Origin of the sequence: Desulfofundulus thermobenzoicus, from assembly GCF_009428905.1 — a bacterium.
GTDB classification, from domain to species: Bacteria; Bacillota; Desulfotomaculia; order Desulfotomaculales; family Desulfovirgulaceae; genus Desulfofundulus_A; species Desulfofundulus_A thermobenzoicus.
Window position 1 is genome coordinate 22,103 of record NZ_WHYR01000037.1, and the last position, 13,557, is coordinate 35,659.

Genomic DNA, 13,557 nt, shown 5'->3' on the forward strand with positions numbered 1-13,557 from the left:
CTTTCTATCTTCGTGCGAAAGATAGGGCCAGGCGTCAAAAAACGCCCCTATTGACGCACCAGGGGCGTTTTTTTCGTAAATATATGGCCCCCGGCTTGCAGGCTGGTGTGACCTGGGTAATTGTAAATTTAAGGAAGGCTTCCCGTTCCGGAGGTTTTTAAAATGTCCAAAAAAATGCTGCGCTCCGGTATCACCACCGGAGCCTGCGCCGCCGGCGCCGCCCGGGCGGCCGCGGAATTGCTCTTTCATAACCGGAGGCTAACCGAGGCAACCATATATAATTATCAGGGACAACCCATAACCGTACCCATTCATCACCTGGAGAAAAAAAAGGAGTCAGTGGAAGCGGTGGTGATCAAAGACGGAGGAGACGATCCCGATGTCACCCACGGCCTGCCGGTGGTGGTGGAAGCCCGGCCCCGGGAAGAGGGTATTATTCTAAAAGGGGGCCGGGGAGTGGGTCGGGTAACCCGGCCGGGTCTGGCCGTAGCAGTGGGTGAGGCGGCCATCAACCCGGTGCCGCGCCGGATGATCCATGATGCCGTAGTCACCACATTACCACCCGGCCGGGGCGTGGAACTGACCGTCAGCATACCCGGCGGCGAAGAGGTGAGCAAGCGCACCCTGAACCCAAGACTGGGCGTCGAAGGCGGCCTATCCATTCTGGGAACCACCGGCATCGTGCAGCCAATGTCCGAAGAGGCCTTCCGGGACTCCCTGGTGCCTCTGGTGGATATGGCCAGAGCGGCCGGGTATCGCCAAATAGTCCTCACCCCCGGCCGTCTGGGCGCCCGCATGGCCCAGGAGCAGTATGGCTTCCCGGAAACGGCGGTGGTGGAAATGAGCAATTTCGTTGGGTTTATGCTGGATACCTGTGTGGAAAAGGGTATTACCCACGTACTGTTGTGGGGACACCACGGTAAACTGATTAAAGTGGCCGCTGGTATTTTTCATACCCACAGCCGTCTGGCCGACGCCCGGCGGGAAATTCTGGCCAGTTACACGGCCATGCTGGGAGGAAACCGGGATCTGGTCGCCCGGATTCTGGAAGCCACCACCATTGAAAGTGTAACCGGTATGCTGGCTGAAAATAATTTACTGGTTCCGGTCTATAATTACCTGGCCCGGCGGGCCAGCCAGCGGGCGGAGGATTTTGTACACAACCGCCTGCAGGTGGGAACGGTTCTCCTCAACCTGGAAGGGCGCATCCTGGGGATGGACCACCGGGCGCAGGAAATCGGGAGGGTACTGGGATGCCGCGCATTAGAATTATCGGCGTCGGACCGGGAACAAGGGCTTACCTGACACCATCGGCTCAAAGGGCGCTGGAGGAAGCCACTGTCGTGGCCGGCGGCCAGCGCCACCTGGAAGCGCTGACCAGGCCGGACCAAAAAAAATTTATGATCAAAAACAACCTGGCGGCAGTGGTGGCTTTTCTCCGTGCCCACGCCGGGGAGGAGGTGGCTATTTTGGCCTCGGGCGATCCCGGCCTTTATGGCATTTTAAGCTTCCTGCGCCACCATTTCACCCCGGAGGAACTGGAAGTAATTCCGGGAATCAGCCCGGTGCAGCTGGCTTTCGCCCGGCTGGCCCTGCCCTGGCATGATGCCGTAATCTTAAGCGCCCACGGCCGGTCCACCGCCGGTCTGGTGGCCGCCATCCGTCACCAGGCCAAAGTGGCCCTTTTAACCGGACCCGGAGCATCACCGGACCATATTGCCAGGCTGCTGCAGGAAGGAAACCTGGAACGACGGATTTACTGCTGCTGCAATCTGGGCTACCCCGATGAAGTGATCATATCCGGCCTGCCGGAGGAACTGGCTGCCCGGGATTTTTCCGGCTTAAATAATTGCGTAATGGTGATTTTGGATGAAACAAAACTGGGATTATGTGACTCCGGGCATTCCCGATGATCTGTTTACCCGGGGAGAGGTGCCCATGACCAAGGAAGAGGTGCGGGTGGTGACCCTGGCCAAAGCCAGATTGGCCCCGGGACAGGTGGTCTGGGACATTGGCAGCGGTACCGGTTCCCTGGCCATAGAGGCGGCCCGCCTGATCCCCGGCGGTCAGGTCTACGCCATCGAACAAAACCAGGCGGGGGTGGAGCTGATCCGGGAGAATGTACGCCGCTTTTCCCTGACCAATGTCCGGGTGGTACCCGGCCGGGCACCGGAAGTATTGCGGGACCTGCCCGCTCCCCAGCGGGTTTTCATCGGGGGATCCGGGGGACGGCTGGCGGAAATCCTGGATCTGGTAAACGAAATATTACCTGCCGGTGGAAGGCTGGTCATCAACGCCGTTACCCTGGAAACCCTGACCCGGGTTCTCTCCCTCCTGCAGCCCCCCTGGTCCCGGGAAATTATCCAGCTGGCCGTGACCCGGGGGGTAAGGCGGGGAAACTACCATCTTTTACAGGCCGCAAACCCCGTGTGGATTATTACTGCCGGGAGAGGAGGTGCGGAAGATGAAGGGTAAATTCTACGGTATCGGTGTGGGTCCGGGTGACCCGGAACTGCTCACCCTCAAGGCCCTTCGGGTTTTAAAAGAAGCGGATATGGTCTGCGTGCCCAAATCGGCCGCCGACCGGGAGAGCCTGGCCCTGTCCGTTATCAGCCAGGCTTTAAACCGCCGGTTTACCACCCTGGAATTATCCTTTCCCATGTCCCGGGACCGGCGGGTACTGGAGGAACACTGGGCTAGGGCGGGGGAAACGGTGGCCCGGCAGGTGCGGGAAGGGAAAGTACTGGCCTTCGTGACCATTGGCGATCCCCTCTTTTACAGCACCTACGGTTATGTTCTCCGGTACCTGCAGGAGCACCACCCCGATTTGCCGGCCGAAACCATTCCCGGCGTTACGGCCATGAACGCCTGCGCCGCCCTCCTGCAGGAACCCCTGGCCGAAGGGGAAGAAAGCCTGGTGGTCATCCCGGCCGCCTACGGCCTGGACCGCCTGCGGGATGCACTGGACCATTTTGACAACGTGGTCTTAATGAAGGTCAACCGCTGCTGGAACCAGGTACTGGAACTGTTGCGGGAGCGGGGATTGAGTACGGAAGCGACCCTGGTCAGCCGCTGCGGTTATCCCGATCAGGCGGTGGAACGTCAGGTGGACAGGCTGGCCGGGCAGGAACTGGATTACATGTCCATCCTGATCATACGGCAAGGAAAGGTGAAAGGAGAAACCCCATGATTTATTTTATCGGCGCCGGGCCGGGAGACCCGGAATTAATTACGGTCAAAGGGGCGCGCCTTTTAAAAGAAGCGGATGTGGTCATATATACCGGTTCCCTGGTCAACCCCCGGGTGCTGGACTACTGCCGCCAGGGGGTGGAAATACACAACAGTGCCACCATGACTTTAGAGGAGGTGCTGGAGGTAATGCGTGGGGCCGCCCGGCAAAATCGCACGGTGGCCCGGGTGCATACCGGGGACCCGGGCCTGTACGGAGCCATCCAGGAACAAATGGATGCCCTGGCCGCCGAAGGAATCCCCTTTCAGGTAATACCGGGGGTGAGTTCTTTCCTGGCCGCCGCAGCCGCCGTACCACACGAGCTGACCCTGCCCGGGGTAACCCAAACGGTCATCCTCACCCGCATGGAAGGACGCACAGCCGTGCCGGAGAAGGAAAAATTAAGTGAACTGGCCCGGCACCGGAGTACCATGTGCATCTTCCTTTCGGTGCAACAAATTGACCGCCTGGTTGATGAACTCCTGGAAGGGGGCTATTCCCCGGACACACCGGTGCTGGTGGTGGAAAAGGCATCCTGGCCGGAAGAAAGGATTATACGCAGCGATCTCAAGGGCATTGCCCATCAGGTACGCCAGGCCGGTATAACCCGCACCGCCCTGATCATGGTGGGAGAAGTCTTTGCCGCCTCCTACCGGCCGTCCAGACTCTATGATCCCCGGTTCAGCCACGGTTACCGGAAGGGAGAACCATGACCATCACTGTCATTGCCATTACCCGAAACGGAGTCTCCCTGGGGGAAAGGGTGGCCCATGCCTTAAGGGCCAGAAAACACCGGGTGCGCCTGCTGATCCCCGCCCGTTTCCGGGGAAAAGAGGGGGAGCCCCTGGATGGTCCCCTGGCCAGGGTGCTGGAAAGGGAATTTCGCTCTTCCCGCGGGCTGGTGCTGATTATGGCCCTGGGCATAGTGGTCCGGCTGCTGGCCCCCCTGCTACGGAACAAGCGGGTGGACCCGGCGGTGGTGGTCATGGATGAAGGGGGAAAATTCGCCATCAGCACTTTGAGCGGGCACCTGGGGGGTGCCAATGAACTGGCCCGCCAGCTGGCCGCGGACCTGGGCGTCATACCTGTAATCACCACCGCCACCGATGTACAGGACCTGCCGGCCGTGGACACCATGGCCCGGGAATTTTCCCTGGTTCTGGAACCATTTGCTGCCGTCAGGCAGGTAAATGCTGCGCTGGTGAACGGGGAAAGGGTTGTTCTGTGCAGCGAGGTGCCCCTGCCCGTACAACACTCACCGGGCCTGGAGGTAATCCCGTGGGATCAACTGGATGACTGCCGTCCGGCGGGCTGGCTGGTATTAATAACCAACCGCCTGATGTCCCTGCCCCATGATCAGATCCTTTTTTTAAGACCGAAAAATCTGGTGGCCGGCATTGGCTGCCGCCGGGGCGTCGCCCCGGAGTTAATCAGGGGGGCTATTACCGGAGCGCTGCAGATGGCCCGGCGCAGCCCTTTAAGCCTGCGGGCCCTGGCCACGGTAGACTTGAGGGCACAGGAACCGGGTTTATTGACCGTGGCCGGGGAAATGGACCTGCCCCTCCTGTCCTTTACCAGGGAACAAATTGACCTGGTTTTCCGGGAAAACCCGGGCATCTTTCAGCATTCCCATTTCGTGCGGGAAAAAATAGGAGTTGGTGGAGTATGCGAACCGGTAACCATGCTGGCCGCCCCAGGAGCCAGGCTGATCCTGCCCAAAACCCGGTGGCCCGGGGTAACGGTGGCCCTGGCCGAGGAAAGCTCTGGGTGGTGGGAACGGGACCGGGGTCTTTAGCCCATTTGAGCCCCCGGGCACTGCAGGCATTACAGGAAGCCGAACTGATCGTGGGGTACAAAACTTACATCCAGCTCATCGCCCCCCTGCTGAAGGGAAAGGAAATCCTGAGCACGGGTATGACCCGGGAAGTGGAGCGCTGTACCGCAGCCATCGAGCAGGCGAAAGGGGGCAAAAGGGTGGCCCTGGTTTCCAGTGGCGATCCGGGGGTTTACGGCATGGCCGGCCTGGCTTTAGAACTGCTGGAAAGGGATGATTTGCTGGACCGGGTGGAGGTGGAGATCATTCCCGGCATAACCTCCGCCAGTGCCGCAGCCGCCCTGCTGGGGGCACCCCTGATGCACGATTTCGCCGTGATCAGTTTAAGCGACCTTCTTACTCCCTGGGAGGTAATCCAAAAAAGGCTGGACCTGGCGGCCAGGGGCGATTTTGTAATTGTGCTATATAACCCGGCCAGCCACCAGCGGAAAAACCAGATCCGCGAAGCCCGGGAAATCATGCTCCAGCACAAACCCGGATCCACACCGGCGGGCATTGTACGTAACGCCTACCGGGAGCAGGAAAAAGTGGTGATAACCGACCTGGAACACCTGCTGGATCATCCCATTGATATGCTCTGCACCGTAATTATCGGCAACGCCCGCACCCGCCGGATAGAAGATTACCTGGTCACGCCAAGGGGATATTCCCTGTGATCCTGGTCCTGAGCGGTACCGCCGACGGCCGCCGGGTTGTCCAGGAACTCCTGGATCGCGGTCTGCCGGTTATGGCCTCCGCCGCCACACCCTATGGGGGCCAGCTTCTAGCCGGGTGCGGAGCTGAAATTATTACCGGCCGCCTGTCCGAAGGGGAACTGGCCGGCCTGATGGTTAAACACCGCATTCGCCTCCTGGTGGACGCCACCCATCCTTATGCCTGCCTGGTTTCGGAAACGGCCCGCCGGGTTTGCGCCCAAAACAACATACCCTACCTGCGCTACCGGAGGGCGGAAACTGTGTTACCGGAACACCCTTTGATTCACCGGGTGGACGGCTATGAAGAAGCCGCCCGGAAGGCGGTGTCCCTGGGGAAAACCATTTTTCTCACCACGGGCAGTAAAACCCTGGGGATTTTCTTAAACGAAGCGCACCGGCACGGCTGCCGGGTGGTAGCCCGGGTGCTGCCGGAACCGGAAGTGATCCAGCACTGCCGCCAACTGGGTTTAAGACCCGCCGATATCGTTGCCATGCAGGGCCCTTTCAGCCGGGAATTAAACCGGGCTCTGCTCAAACAATATGCCGCTACGGTAATGGTCACCAAGGAAAGTGGCGACGCCGGCGGTACCGGGGCCAAGATAGAGGCTGCCCTGGAGTTGGGGGTGAGCGTGGTGGTAATCAAACGCCCGCCCGAGCCCGCCGCGGAAATCAGCGGAACAATAGCAGAACTGCTGGAAAGAATCGAAGGGATTATCATAACCCAGAAGGAGTGCAGGGAATGAAAACGGGGATTATTCTCTTAAGCCACGGCAGCCGCCTGCCTGAAGCCCAGGCTACCTTAAGGCTGCTGAAAAGCATGATCACCCAGGAAGGAGCCTTTGAACTGGTGGAAGGGGCATCCCTGCAGTTCAACCAGCCGGATTTGCCCACCGCCCTGGCTGCCATGGCGGCCAGGGGAATGGAGCGGGTGGTGGTGGTACCCCTGTTTTTATACAGGGGGATGCACGTCACCAGGGATATCCCCGATATTGTGGCCAAGGAGCAGACCCGCTACCCCGGTATGGATATTATTGTCGCCGGAAATATAGGGGCGGACCGGAAGCTGGCCGAAATTATCCTGGAAAGGATCCGGGAGGTGAGCTAATTGAAAATAATTAAAAACCCCCGGGCCATTGAAAAAAGAAGCATGGATATCATTGAAGAACAGCTGCCGGAATTATCCATGCTGCCCCCCGGGGAAAGGGAAATAATCAAACGGGTGGTTCATACCACCGGTGACCTGTCCTGCGCCGGGCTGGTGCGTATCCACCCCCAGGCTGTGGCCGGCGGATTGAAAGCCCTGCGGTCCGGCCGTCCCATTCTTACCGATGTTAATATGGTGCGTACCGGCATTATCCGGGAACGCCTGGCCGCCCTGGGAGTGGAAGCCCGTTGCCTGATCAACGATCCTGCCGTGGTCAGCCGCGCCCGGGAAACGGGAGTGACCAGAGCCATGATTGCCATGGAAATGGGGGCCCCCGGGGTTGATGGTGGTATTGTGGCCATCGGCAATGCACCCACGGCCCTATTCGCCCTCTGCCACCTGATCAGCGCTGGAAAGGCCAGACCGGCGCTGGTGGTGGGTACGCCGGTGGGCTTCGTCGGAGCTACCGAATCAAAGGAAGAGTTGATGTCCCTGAACATTCCTTATATAACCATACCGGGCACCAGGGGCGGCAGCACCATTGCCACCGCCATTATCAACGCCCTGTTGCTTATGGCTTAAGTTAATCTCAAAGTTTTCATGTATAAAAGCTCTGCCCGGCGGTTAAAAATATTCATTGAGCCGGAAAGGAGGAAAGAATGGGTAGTAGATTAATCAAAATCGCCGGTCTGGTGACCATCCTGCTTCTGCTGCAAGGAGTGGTAGCCTTGCAACGGGGTTATGCCGGCGAAATGATTGCAGGCTCACCGGGTGGAGCGGAATTAAGCGACATGAGACACCTGGCCTGTTATACGGTACGGCCGGGGGATACATTGATTTCCATAGCACAGCAATTCGATTTGCCCGTGGAAAGGATTATGGCAGTCAACAAGCTGACCGGCAGCACCATTAACCCGGGTGACGTGTTGATCCTTCCTGACCGGAGTTACAGCAGCATTCCCTCCGTGATTTCCCGGGGAGCCATCTCGCGGGAAGATCTTTTGCTCCTGGCCAGGGTGATCCACGCCGAGGCCCGGGGGGAGAGTTTCACCGGACAGGTGGCTGTGGGAGCGGTCATCCTCAACCGGGTGACCAGTCCCGGTTTTCCTAAAACCATCCGGGAAGTCGTTTATCAGAAAAACAAGCATATTTACCAGTTTTCGCCTGTGGCCGACGGTTCCATAAATCTGGAACCCGATGAGACGGCTATTAATGCCGCCATTCAGGCTCTTATGGGCTGCGATCCCACCAACGGGGCACTGTTTTTCTACAATCCCCGTACAGCCGCGGACCGGTGGATCAGAACACTGCCGGTGGTTACCCGGATCGGCAATCACGTCTTTGCCACAAAAGCCTGAAAACATAAAAAGGGGGCGGTTTAACGGACCGGCCCCTTACCCTTTTTCCCATCGGGTAAGAATACTTCTTTAACCAGCACATTTACTGCCTTAACCGATAAACCGGTCATTTCTTCCACCCGCCTTTTCACCGTATCCTGGATCTGCCGTCCCACCTGGTTCAAAATACAACCATAATACAAAACGGGATGCACTTCAATAACCACTCCGTCGGCATGCCTTTCCACCAGAACGCGGCCGGCGCTTTTCACTCCATCCACCTCCCGGGTTGCCCGGGTCACAATGGCGGCCAGGGCATGCTGGGTGATGGTCAGTTTGCCGAAATAGGTGAAAGTGGGGCGTACCACCGACTGCTCAAGCCAGCTGCGTTTCCCCTGGGGATCTTTGCGGTGGAGCAGCACCTGCAGGGAATCGGTGATTATATCGGGAAACCTTTTTTTCACCTCCATGGTAGGAGCGGGAATAACATGCTTACTGTACTGGACGCGCATGGCCCGGGCTTTTTTGATCTCTTTTTGGGAGGCCACTGCGTCAATGGGAATTACCCGGCTCACCGGAGGCAGGGACAACCGGGAGACAATTTTATCCACCATACCCTTCGATGTACCCAGGATGAGGATCCTCCGGGGGTTTATCTCCCGCAACACTTCCCGGGCCTGCCGTGCCTGTTCGTCGTCCATAAACAGGGCCGTTTTAATGGCGCCTATGCGCGTGGGCTGACGTTTGGCCGAAACGCCGGTGAGAATCCGGTTTCCTTTAATTAACAGACCATCGTCGATGATAATTTCGGCATTCAAATCATAGGCCGTGGCTATGGCCCGGTAACTTTTGCCCGTCCCGCTGGGGCCAACCAGTGCGAAAACTTCCAAGTCCATTCTCCCCCTGCAAAATGCTGCTTAAAACCGGCCGGGTCATTTGTCTAAATTAACAGTGATGATATTCTACATAATGATGGTTATTCCTTTACCCATAGTCTATGGATGCATTTTTCATTTCTGGGATAGGATAGTATATATTATAACCCGCTACTGCGAGCGTGCAAAGTTTTACCGGAGGTTTAAAAAAGTGGGCAATAAAAGTGACTCCCTTAAACCCGGGATCATCGCAATCAAGGGGAACCCCAAAAGGAAAAGAAAATCACATGTTATCATCAAGATTGCTTTATTGCTGCTGTTACTGGGCCTTCTGGCCGGTTGCGCCGCCCCTTTTTCCTGGCCGTCTCCAACCGTGCCCACCCCTTCCAGGGTGTTGGACGCCGGGGGAAGGTTGATCGCCACCATAACCCCGAATCAACGCATTCCGGTAGCGCTGAAAGATATTTCACCGGAAATGCAAAAGGCCGTGGTGGCCATCGAAGACGCCCGTTTTTACCGGCACCACGGCATAGATCCGGTGGGTCTGGCCAGGGCTTTATACCGCAATGCCCGGGCCGGAAAAATAGTGGAGGGGGGCAGCACCATCACCCAGCAGCTGGCCAAAAACATGTACCTGGGGCCGGAAAAAACCTTAACCCGGAAAATAAAAGAACTATGGTTAACCATCCAGCTGGAAAGGCAATACAGCAAGGATGAAATTCTGCAGATGTACCTGAACCAGGTTTACTTCGGCCAGGGCGCTTACGGCATCGAAATGGCCGCCCGTACCTATTTCGACAAACCGGCACGGGATCTGGATCTGGCCGAAAGTGCCATGCTGGCCGGGTTAATCCGGGCACCCAGCCTGTACAATCCGGTGGTGGATCCGGACAGGGCCAGGGACAGGCAGGCCCAGGTACTGCAGCGGATGTTGGAGTTGGGCATGATTACACCACAGCAGGCAAAAGAAGCCCGGGCAAAGCCCCTTAAACCCCGGAACCAGGTGGCCGGACAGACCACTGCCGCTTATTTTGTGGCCGAAGTAGTAAAGTATATCCAGCAAAAGTATCCCCGGCAACCGGATCTGGTCTACAGTGGTGGATTAACCATCCGGACCGCCCTGGATCTGGATATGCAGAAAGCAGCTGAAAAGGCGTTGCAGGACGGCCTCTCAGCTCAGAATCCCGATCTGGAGGGGGCGCTGGTGGCCCTGGACCCCCGAACCGGTTATATCAAAGCCATGGTGGGAGGCCGCAATTTCAACCGCTCCCAGTACAACCGGGCGCTGGCCAGGAGCCAGCCGGGCTCGGCTTTCAAACCTTTTCTTTATGCGGCCGCCCTGGAGCGGGGCTACACCGCCGCCACCATCCTGGAGTGCAAACCGGCAAGTTACCCCATACCGGGGCAGGAACCCTACCGGCCCACCGATTTTAACGGCGGTTATCACAACCGTCCCTTTACGTTAAAAGAGGCCCTTTATACTTCGGATAACGTGGTGGCCGTGGAACTGAACAACCGCCTGGGACCGGAAACCCTGGTGGCCTGCGCCCGCCGGTTGGGAATTGAAAGCCCCCTGCAACCGTATCTGTCCCTGCCCCTGGGTACGGCGGAGGTTACCCCCCTGGAAATGGCCCGGGCCTACGGCGCCCTGGCCAACCGGGGTCAATTGTCCAAACCCCTTTATATTACCCAAATTCTGGACCGCAGGGGCAATGTGTTGGAAGAAAACAATCCGCAACTGCAACCGGTGCTGGATGAAAAAATCGCCTACATTGTTACCGATATGCTGAAGGGAGTGCTGCAGCCGGGAGGAACGGCGGCGGATGCCGGCAAACTGTTAAACCGGCCGGCCGCCGGCAAAACGGGAACCACTACGGGATTAAAGGATGTCTGGTTTGTGGGTTATACGCCACAACTGGTCTGTACCGTCTATGTGGGCTATGACGATAAACAAAAATCCACCGGTGCCACCTCCGGGCAACTGGCCGCCCCCCTGTGGGCCGGGTTCATGGCTGCCGCTTTACAGGATCAGCCGGCGGAAGACTTCCCCGTACCCGGCGGCGTCACCCTGGTGGATATCTGCGCCGACGACGGCCTGCGGGCCACACCCTTCAGCCGGCGGGTGATCCGGGCCGCTTTCGTGGAGGGAACGGAACCCGTGTTACCCTGCTTTTTCGGCAGCAACACTCCCTGGGGTTTAAAACTACGGGATTTGCTGCAACCGGGTGGGGAAACCCCGTGATAACTAACGGAACGTCTTTATTTGGCCGGATTGATCGCCGGGGACAGCCTGAACAGGCAGGAATTAAAGGAGTGCATCAAGAATTAACGTTTACCCGGCATTAAAAAACGAGGTGAAGCTTTTGTCCAGGGAGATGGCCAATGCTCTGAAGGAACAGTTCCAGATACCTCCAGAAGAAGCCGCACTGCTGGAAAAAAACATCCGGCAGCTTTCCCGGCAGGAACGGCGCACCTTTTTCCAGAAGCTGAAACCCCGGGAAAGGGAATTCAAACTTTTTTTCAAGGGGGAATACGGCCAGCTGGATGAAAAGGGGCGGCAGGAATGGCTGTCTACAACGGTACAGAGCCTGTTGGACCGGGGCGGGGAACCGGATCTGGTGGATAGTATGGTTATGGATGTCATCGGCCGTTTACAGGTATATCGCTGCCTGCGGGAAAGGGCGGAAAACGAAGGAATTCGTCTGAAAGCCCTGACTCATTTCGGCGGCCTGTCCATGGTTTTATTCCTGGTGGTCATTATCACCGCCATTATTCTTTACCTGGCCGGACGTTAGGCAATAATGCACCGGAAACAGTCCAGGTTAATGAACCCAACTTTTCAATGGGGACAGATCACTTCCCGGATAACCACCGCCACCAGGGTGTCTCTTTGACTTTACGGTAATATTTTTCACAGAGTTCATTCATACCTGCATTTAAAACCGGAAGGGGTGTAAAAATGTGTAATATTGTTAATGCCTGTAGCGAAGCGGTACGTTTATTCGCCCAACTGGCCCGGGAACCGGAAGGGGTGGTCATGCGTACCGGAGCCACCTTCGACCGGCAAAGGCAACTTTTTGAGTTAAAATATTGCGGGCATATTTACCTGGTTGACTGTCAGGGAAATGTCAGCCGGCCGGATTCCATGGAACCGGTTTCCTACAACGACCGAACACTGATTCTTCAGTACCTGTGTTCGGCCAGCGGCCTGCCGCCCCGGGGACGCTGGCTGTCTTTTCTGGAACTGCCCGAAGGAGCCCACCACTATGCCCCTTTTCAAACCGACGCCCTGGAACCCCTGGCCCGGACCTTTGACCATAAACCGGCTGAGTTCGAGCAGGCCGCCCGGCAACTGGGCGGGGAACCACTGACCATGGGAGACGCCGGGGCCAGGATCCCGGTTTTGCCCAAACTGCCGATGGCGGCAATACTCTGGTCCGGAGATGATGAGTTTCCGCCCCGGGCCGGTATTCTCTATGACGCCGTAGCACCCACACACCTTTCCACTGCTTCCCTCTGGGTGCTGGGGGTAGAACTGGCCTACAAGCTAATGGCTGGTATTCACCCGGACCATCATCCCGTGGACTGGTTGGGCAGATAAGCCTGCCCGGTCCCGGTTTCGTTCGTGAACAATTACCGGCCCAACCGTCCATGATAATTATTATTACAGCCTGTGGATAAAAATAAAAACACTGGCAAACTATCCCGAAAGGGGCCTTAACCCCATGATAATATTTTTCGTCAAGCCCCGCCGTCCCCATACTTTAATGCTGACTTTTAAGAAAAAGGGGGATAAATGCCCGTGGCCCGGCATATCAATGCCCTGATTACAAAATTTCTGCTCTTTGCCCCCGTAATGGGGGTTTTGCTGCCGGCCTTCAGTTCCTTGAATGTTGCTGAAGCAATAATGACCGCCCTGTTAATGACACCGGTGGTTTACATCCTGGCCGACGTTATTGTTTTACCCCGGCAGGGCACCTGGGCGGCCATGGCGGCGGATATCATCGTGACCATACTTTTGCTCTGGGAAGCAACCACCTTCCTGGGAGAGAAGGTCCTGGCTCCTCCGGGTACGGTCCTGGTGGCGGCGACCATCGGTGCGGGCGAATGGTACTTTCACCAGTTCCTGTTACGCACCCTGTTCAACCGCCGGGGACGGGAAAAATGACCGCTTTACCACAAACACCCGCTTATACTTTTGCGATTCCGAAAAAAAAAGATTGCCATCCCGTATTTGTCCACGTATAACTCCAGTGCTTCATGGAGACCTTTTCGGCAGACCAGTTTAAGGTAACAGCCACATACCCGGACCGGAAGGCCGTGTAAAATTTCAGTAGGCACCAGAAGGGGATCAGCCCCCTGAAAAAGAAATGAGACCTCGCGCGCCCAAAAAACACCAAAAATCAAGCTAAAGGAGTGTGAGGTCTCATGTTAAATATTCGC

16 protein-coding genes are annotated in these 13,557 nt (G+C 57.2%); 15 read left to right on the forward strand and 1 reads right to left on the reverse strand.

The window, feature by feature from the left end; translation table 11 throughout:
- Positions 1-162: 162 nt before the first annotated feature.
- The 11 genes from cbiD to GFC01_RS12755 all read left to right on the forward strand — a co-directional run bounded on the left by cbiD (position 163) and on the right by GFC01_RS12755 (position 8,260).
- The gene (gene cbiD / locus GFC01_RS12705; protein ID WP_152947488.1) at positions 163-1,305 is read left to right on the forward strand and encodes a cobalt-precorrin-5B (C(1))-methyltransferase CbiD; all 1,143 of its coding nucleotides are present in this window, start codon (positions 163-165) and stop codon (positions 1,303-1,305) included.
- Complete coding sequence (cbiE, locus tag GFC01_RS12710; RefSeq protein WP_152947489.1) at positions 1,254-1,913, forward strand: precorrin-6y C5,15-methyltransferase (decarboxylating) subunit CbiE; 660 nt, start codon at positions 1,254-1,256, stop codon at positions 1,911-1,913. The genes cbiD and cbiE overlap by 52 nt, the downstream gene beginning before the upstream one ends.
- Positions 1,870-2,475: a precorrin-6Y C5,15-methyltransferase (decarboxylating) subunit CbiT gene (gene cbiT, locus GFC01_RS12715; RefSeq protein WP_152947490.1), complete on the forward strand. Its 606-nt coding sequence runs from the start codon at positions 1,870-1,872 to the stop codon at positions 2,473-2,475. Before cbiE ends, cbiT begins: the two co-directional genes overlap by 44 nt.
- A complete protein-coding gene (cobI, locus tag GFC01_RS12720; protein ID WP_152947491.1) occupies positions 2,465-3,190 on the forward strand; it encodes a precorrin-2 C(20)-methyltransferase in 726 nt (241 codons plus the stop codon). The genes cbiT and cobI overlap by 11 nt, the downstream gene beginning before the upstream one ends.
- Positions 3,187-3,942: a precorrin-4 C(11)-methyltransferase gene (cobM, locus tag GFC01_RS12725; protein ID WP_152947492.1), complete on the forward strand. Its 756-nt coding sequence runs from the start codon at positions 3,187-3,189 to the stop codon at positions 3,940-3,942. Before cobI ends, cobM begins: the two co-directional genes overlap by 4 nt.
- Entirely contained in the window at positions 3,939-5,024 is a 1,086-nt protein-coding gene (locus GFC01_RS12730) for a cobalt-precorrin 5A hydrolase (RefSeq protein ID WP_152947493.1), read from the forward strand. The genes cobM and GFC01_RS12730 overlap by 4 nt, the downstream gene beginning before the upstream one ends.
- Positions 4,997-5,719, forward strand: a complete 723-nt coding sequence (cobJ, locus tag GFC01_RS12735; protein ID WP_194174945.1) for a precorrin-3B C(17)-methyltransferase — start codon at positions 4,997-4,999, stop codon at positions 5,717-5,719. Before GFC01_RS12730 ends, cobJ begins: the two co-directional genes overlap by 28 nt.
- The gene (gene cobK / locus GFC01_RS12740; protein ID WP_341473961.1) at positions 5,716-6,501 is read left to right on the forward strand and encodes a precorrin-6A reductase; all 786 of its coding nucleotides are present in this window, start codon (positions 5,716-5,718) and stop codon (positions 6,499-6,501) included. Before cobJ ends, cobK begins: the two co-directional genes overlap by 4 nt.
- A complete protein-coding gene (locus GFC01_RS12745) occupies positions 6,498-6,863 on the forward strand; it encodes a sirohydrochlorin chelatase (protein ID WP_152947496.1) in 366 nt (121 codons plus the stop codon). The genes cobK and GFC01_RS12745 overlap by 4 nt, the downstream gene beginning before the upstream one ends.
- A complete protein-coding gene (locus GFC01_RS12750) occupies positions 6,864-7,484 on the forward strand; it encodes a precorrin-8X methylmutase (RefSeq protein WP_152947497.1) in 621 nt (206 codons plus the stop codon). It abuts the gene before it with no gap.
- Between the two features lie 77 nt (positions 7,485-7,561).
- Positions 7,562-8,260 carry a cell wall hydrolase gene (locus tag GFC01_RS12755; RefSeq protein ID WP_152947498.1) on the forward strand — a complete coding sequence of 233 codons (699 nt, stop codon included), beginning with the start codon at positions 7,562-7,564 and terminating at the stop codon, positions 8,258-8,260.
- A gap of 20 nt (positions 8,261-8,280) precedes the next feature.
- Here the strand turns inward: GFC01_RS12755 and GFC01_RS12760 are convergent, their stop codons facing one another.
- Positions 8,281-9,129: an Asp23/Gls24 family envelope stress response protein gene (locus tag GFC01_RS12760; protein ID WP_279233481.1), complete on the reverse strand. Its 849-nt coding sequence runs from the start codon at positions 9,127-9,129 to the stop codon at positions 8,281-8,283.
- A gap of 196 nt (positions 9,130-9,325) precedes the next feature.
- Here GFC01_RS12760 and GFC01_RS12765 point away from each other — a divergent pair, with 196 nt between their 5' ends.
- The 4 genes from GFC01_RS12765 to GFC01_RS12780 all read left to right on the forward strand — a co-directional run bounded on the left by GFC01_RS12765 (position 9,326) and on the right by GFC01_RS12780 (position 13,282).
- Complete coding sequence (locus tag GFC01_RS12765; RefSeq protein WP_341473962.1) at positions 9,326-11,356, forward strand: transglycosylase domain-containing protein; 2,031 nt, start codon at positions 9,326-9,328, stop codon at positions 11,354-11,356.
- A gap of 112 nt (positions 11,357-11,468) precedes the next feature.
- Positions 11,469-11,909 carry a hypothetical protein gene (locus GFC01_RS12770; protein WP_341473963.1) on the forward strand — a complete coding sequence of 147 codons (441 nt, stop codon included), beginning with the start codon at positions 11,469-11,471 and terminating at the stop codon, positions 11,907-11,909.
- A gap of 164 nt (positions 11,910-12,073) precedes the next feature.
- Positions 12,074-12,715, forward strand: a complete 642-nt coding sequence (locus GFC01_RS12775; RefSeq protein WP_152947501.1) for a DUF3786 domain-containing protein — start codon at positions 12,074-12,076, stop codon at positions 12,713-12,715.
- 195 nt (positions 12,716-12,910) lie between these two features.
- Positions 12,911-13,282, forward strand: a complete 372-nt coding sequence (locus GFC01_RS12780; RefSeq protein ID WP_152947502.1) for a DUF2512 family protein — start codon at positions 12,911-12,913, stop codon at positions 13,280-13,282.
- Positions 13,283-13,557 lie beyond the last annotated feature (275 nt).

Excerpts from the sequence above, each read along its gene's own strand:
- cbiE (WP_152947489.1), top strand. The coding sequence starts at position 1,254 with ATGCCGCGCATTAGAATTATCGGCGTCGGACCGGGAACAAGGGCTTAC.
- GFC01_RS12755 (WP_152947498.1), top strand. The coding sequence starts at position 7,562 with ATGGGTAGTAGATTAATCAAAATCGCCGGTCTGGTGACCATCCTGCTT.
- cbiT (WP_152947490.1), top strand. The coding sequence starts at position 1,870 with ATGAAACAAAACTGGGATTATGTGACTCCGGGCATTCCCGATGATCTG.
- cobI (WP_152947491.1), top strand. The coding sequence starts at position 2,465 with ATGAAGGGTAAATTCTACGGTATCGGTGTGGGTCCGGGTGACCCGGAA.
- GFC01_RS12730 (WP_152947493.1), top strand. The coding sequence starts at position 3,939 with ATGACCATCACTGTCATTGCCATTACCCGAAACGGAGTCTCCCTGGGG.
- cobM (WP_152947492.1), top strand. The coding sequence starts at position 3,187 with ATGATTTATTTTATCGGCGCCGGGCCGGGAGACCCGGAATTAATTACG.
- GFC01_RS12780 (WP_152947502.1), top strand. The coding sequence starts at position 12,911 with ATGCCCGTGGCCCGGCATATCAATGCCCTGATTACAAAATTTCTGCTC.
- GFC01_RS12745 (WP_152947496.1), top strand. The coding sequence starts at position 6,498 with ATGAAAACGGGGATTATTCTCTTAAGCCACGGCAGCCGCCTGCCTGAA.
- GFC01_RS12775 (WP_152947501.1), top strand. The coding sequence starts at position 12,074 with ATGTGTAATATTGTTAATGCCTGTAGCGAAGCGGTACGTTTATTCGCC.
- cbiD (WP_152947488.1), top strand. The coding sequence starts at position 163 with ATGTCCAAAAAAATGCTGCGCTCCGGTATCACCACCGGAGCCTGCGCC.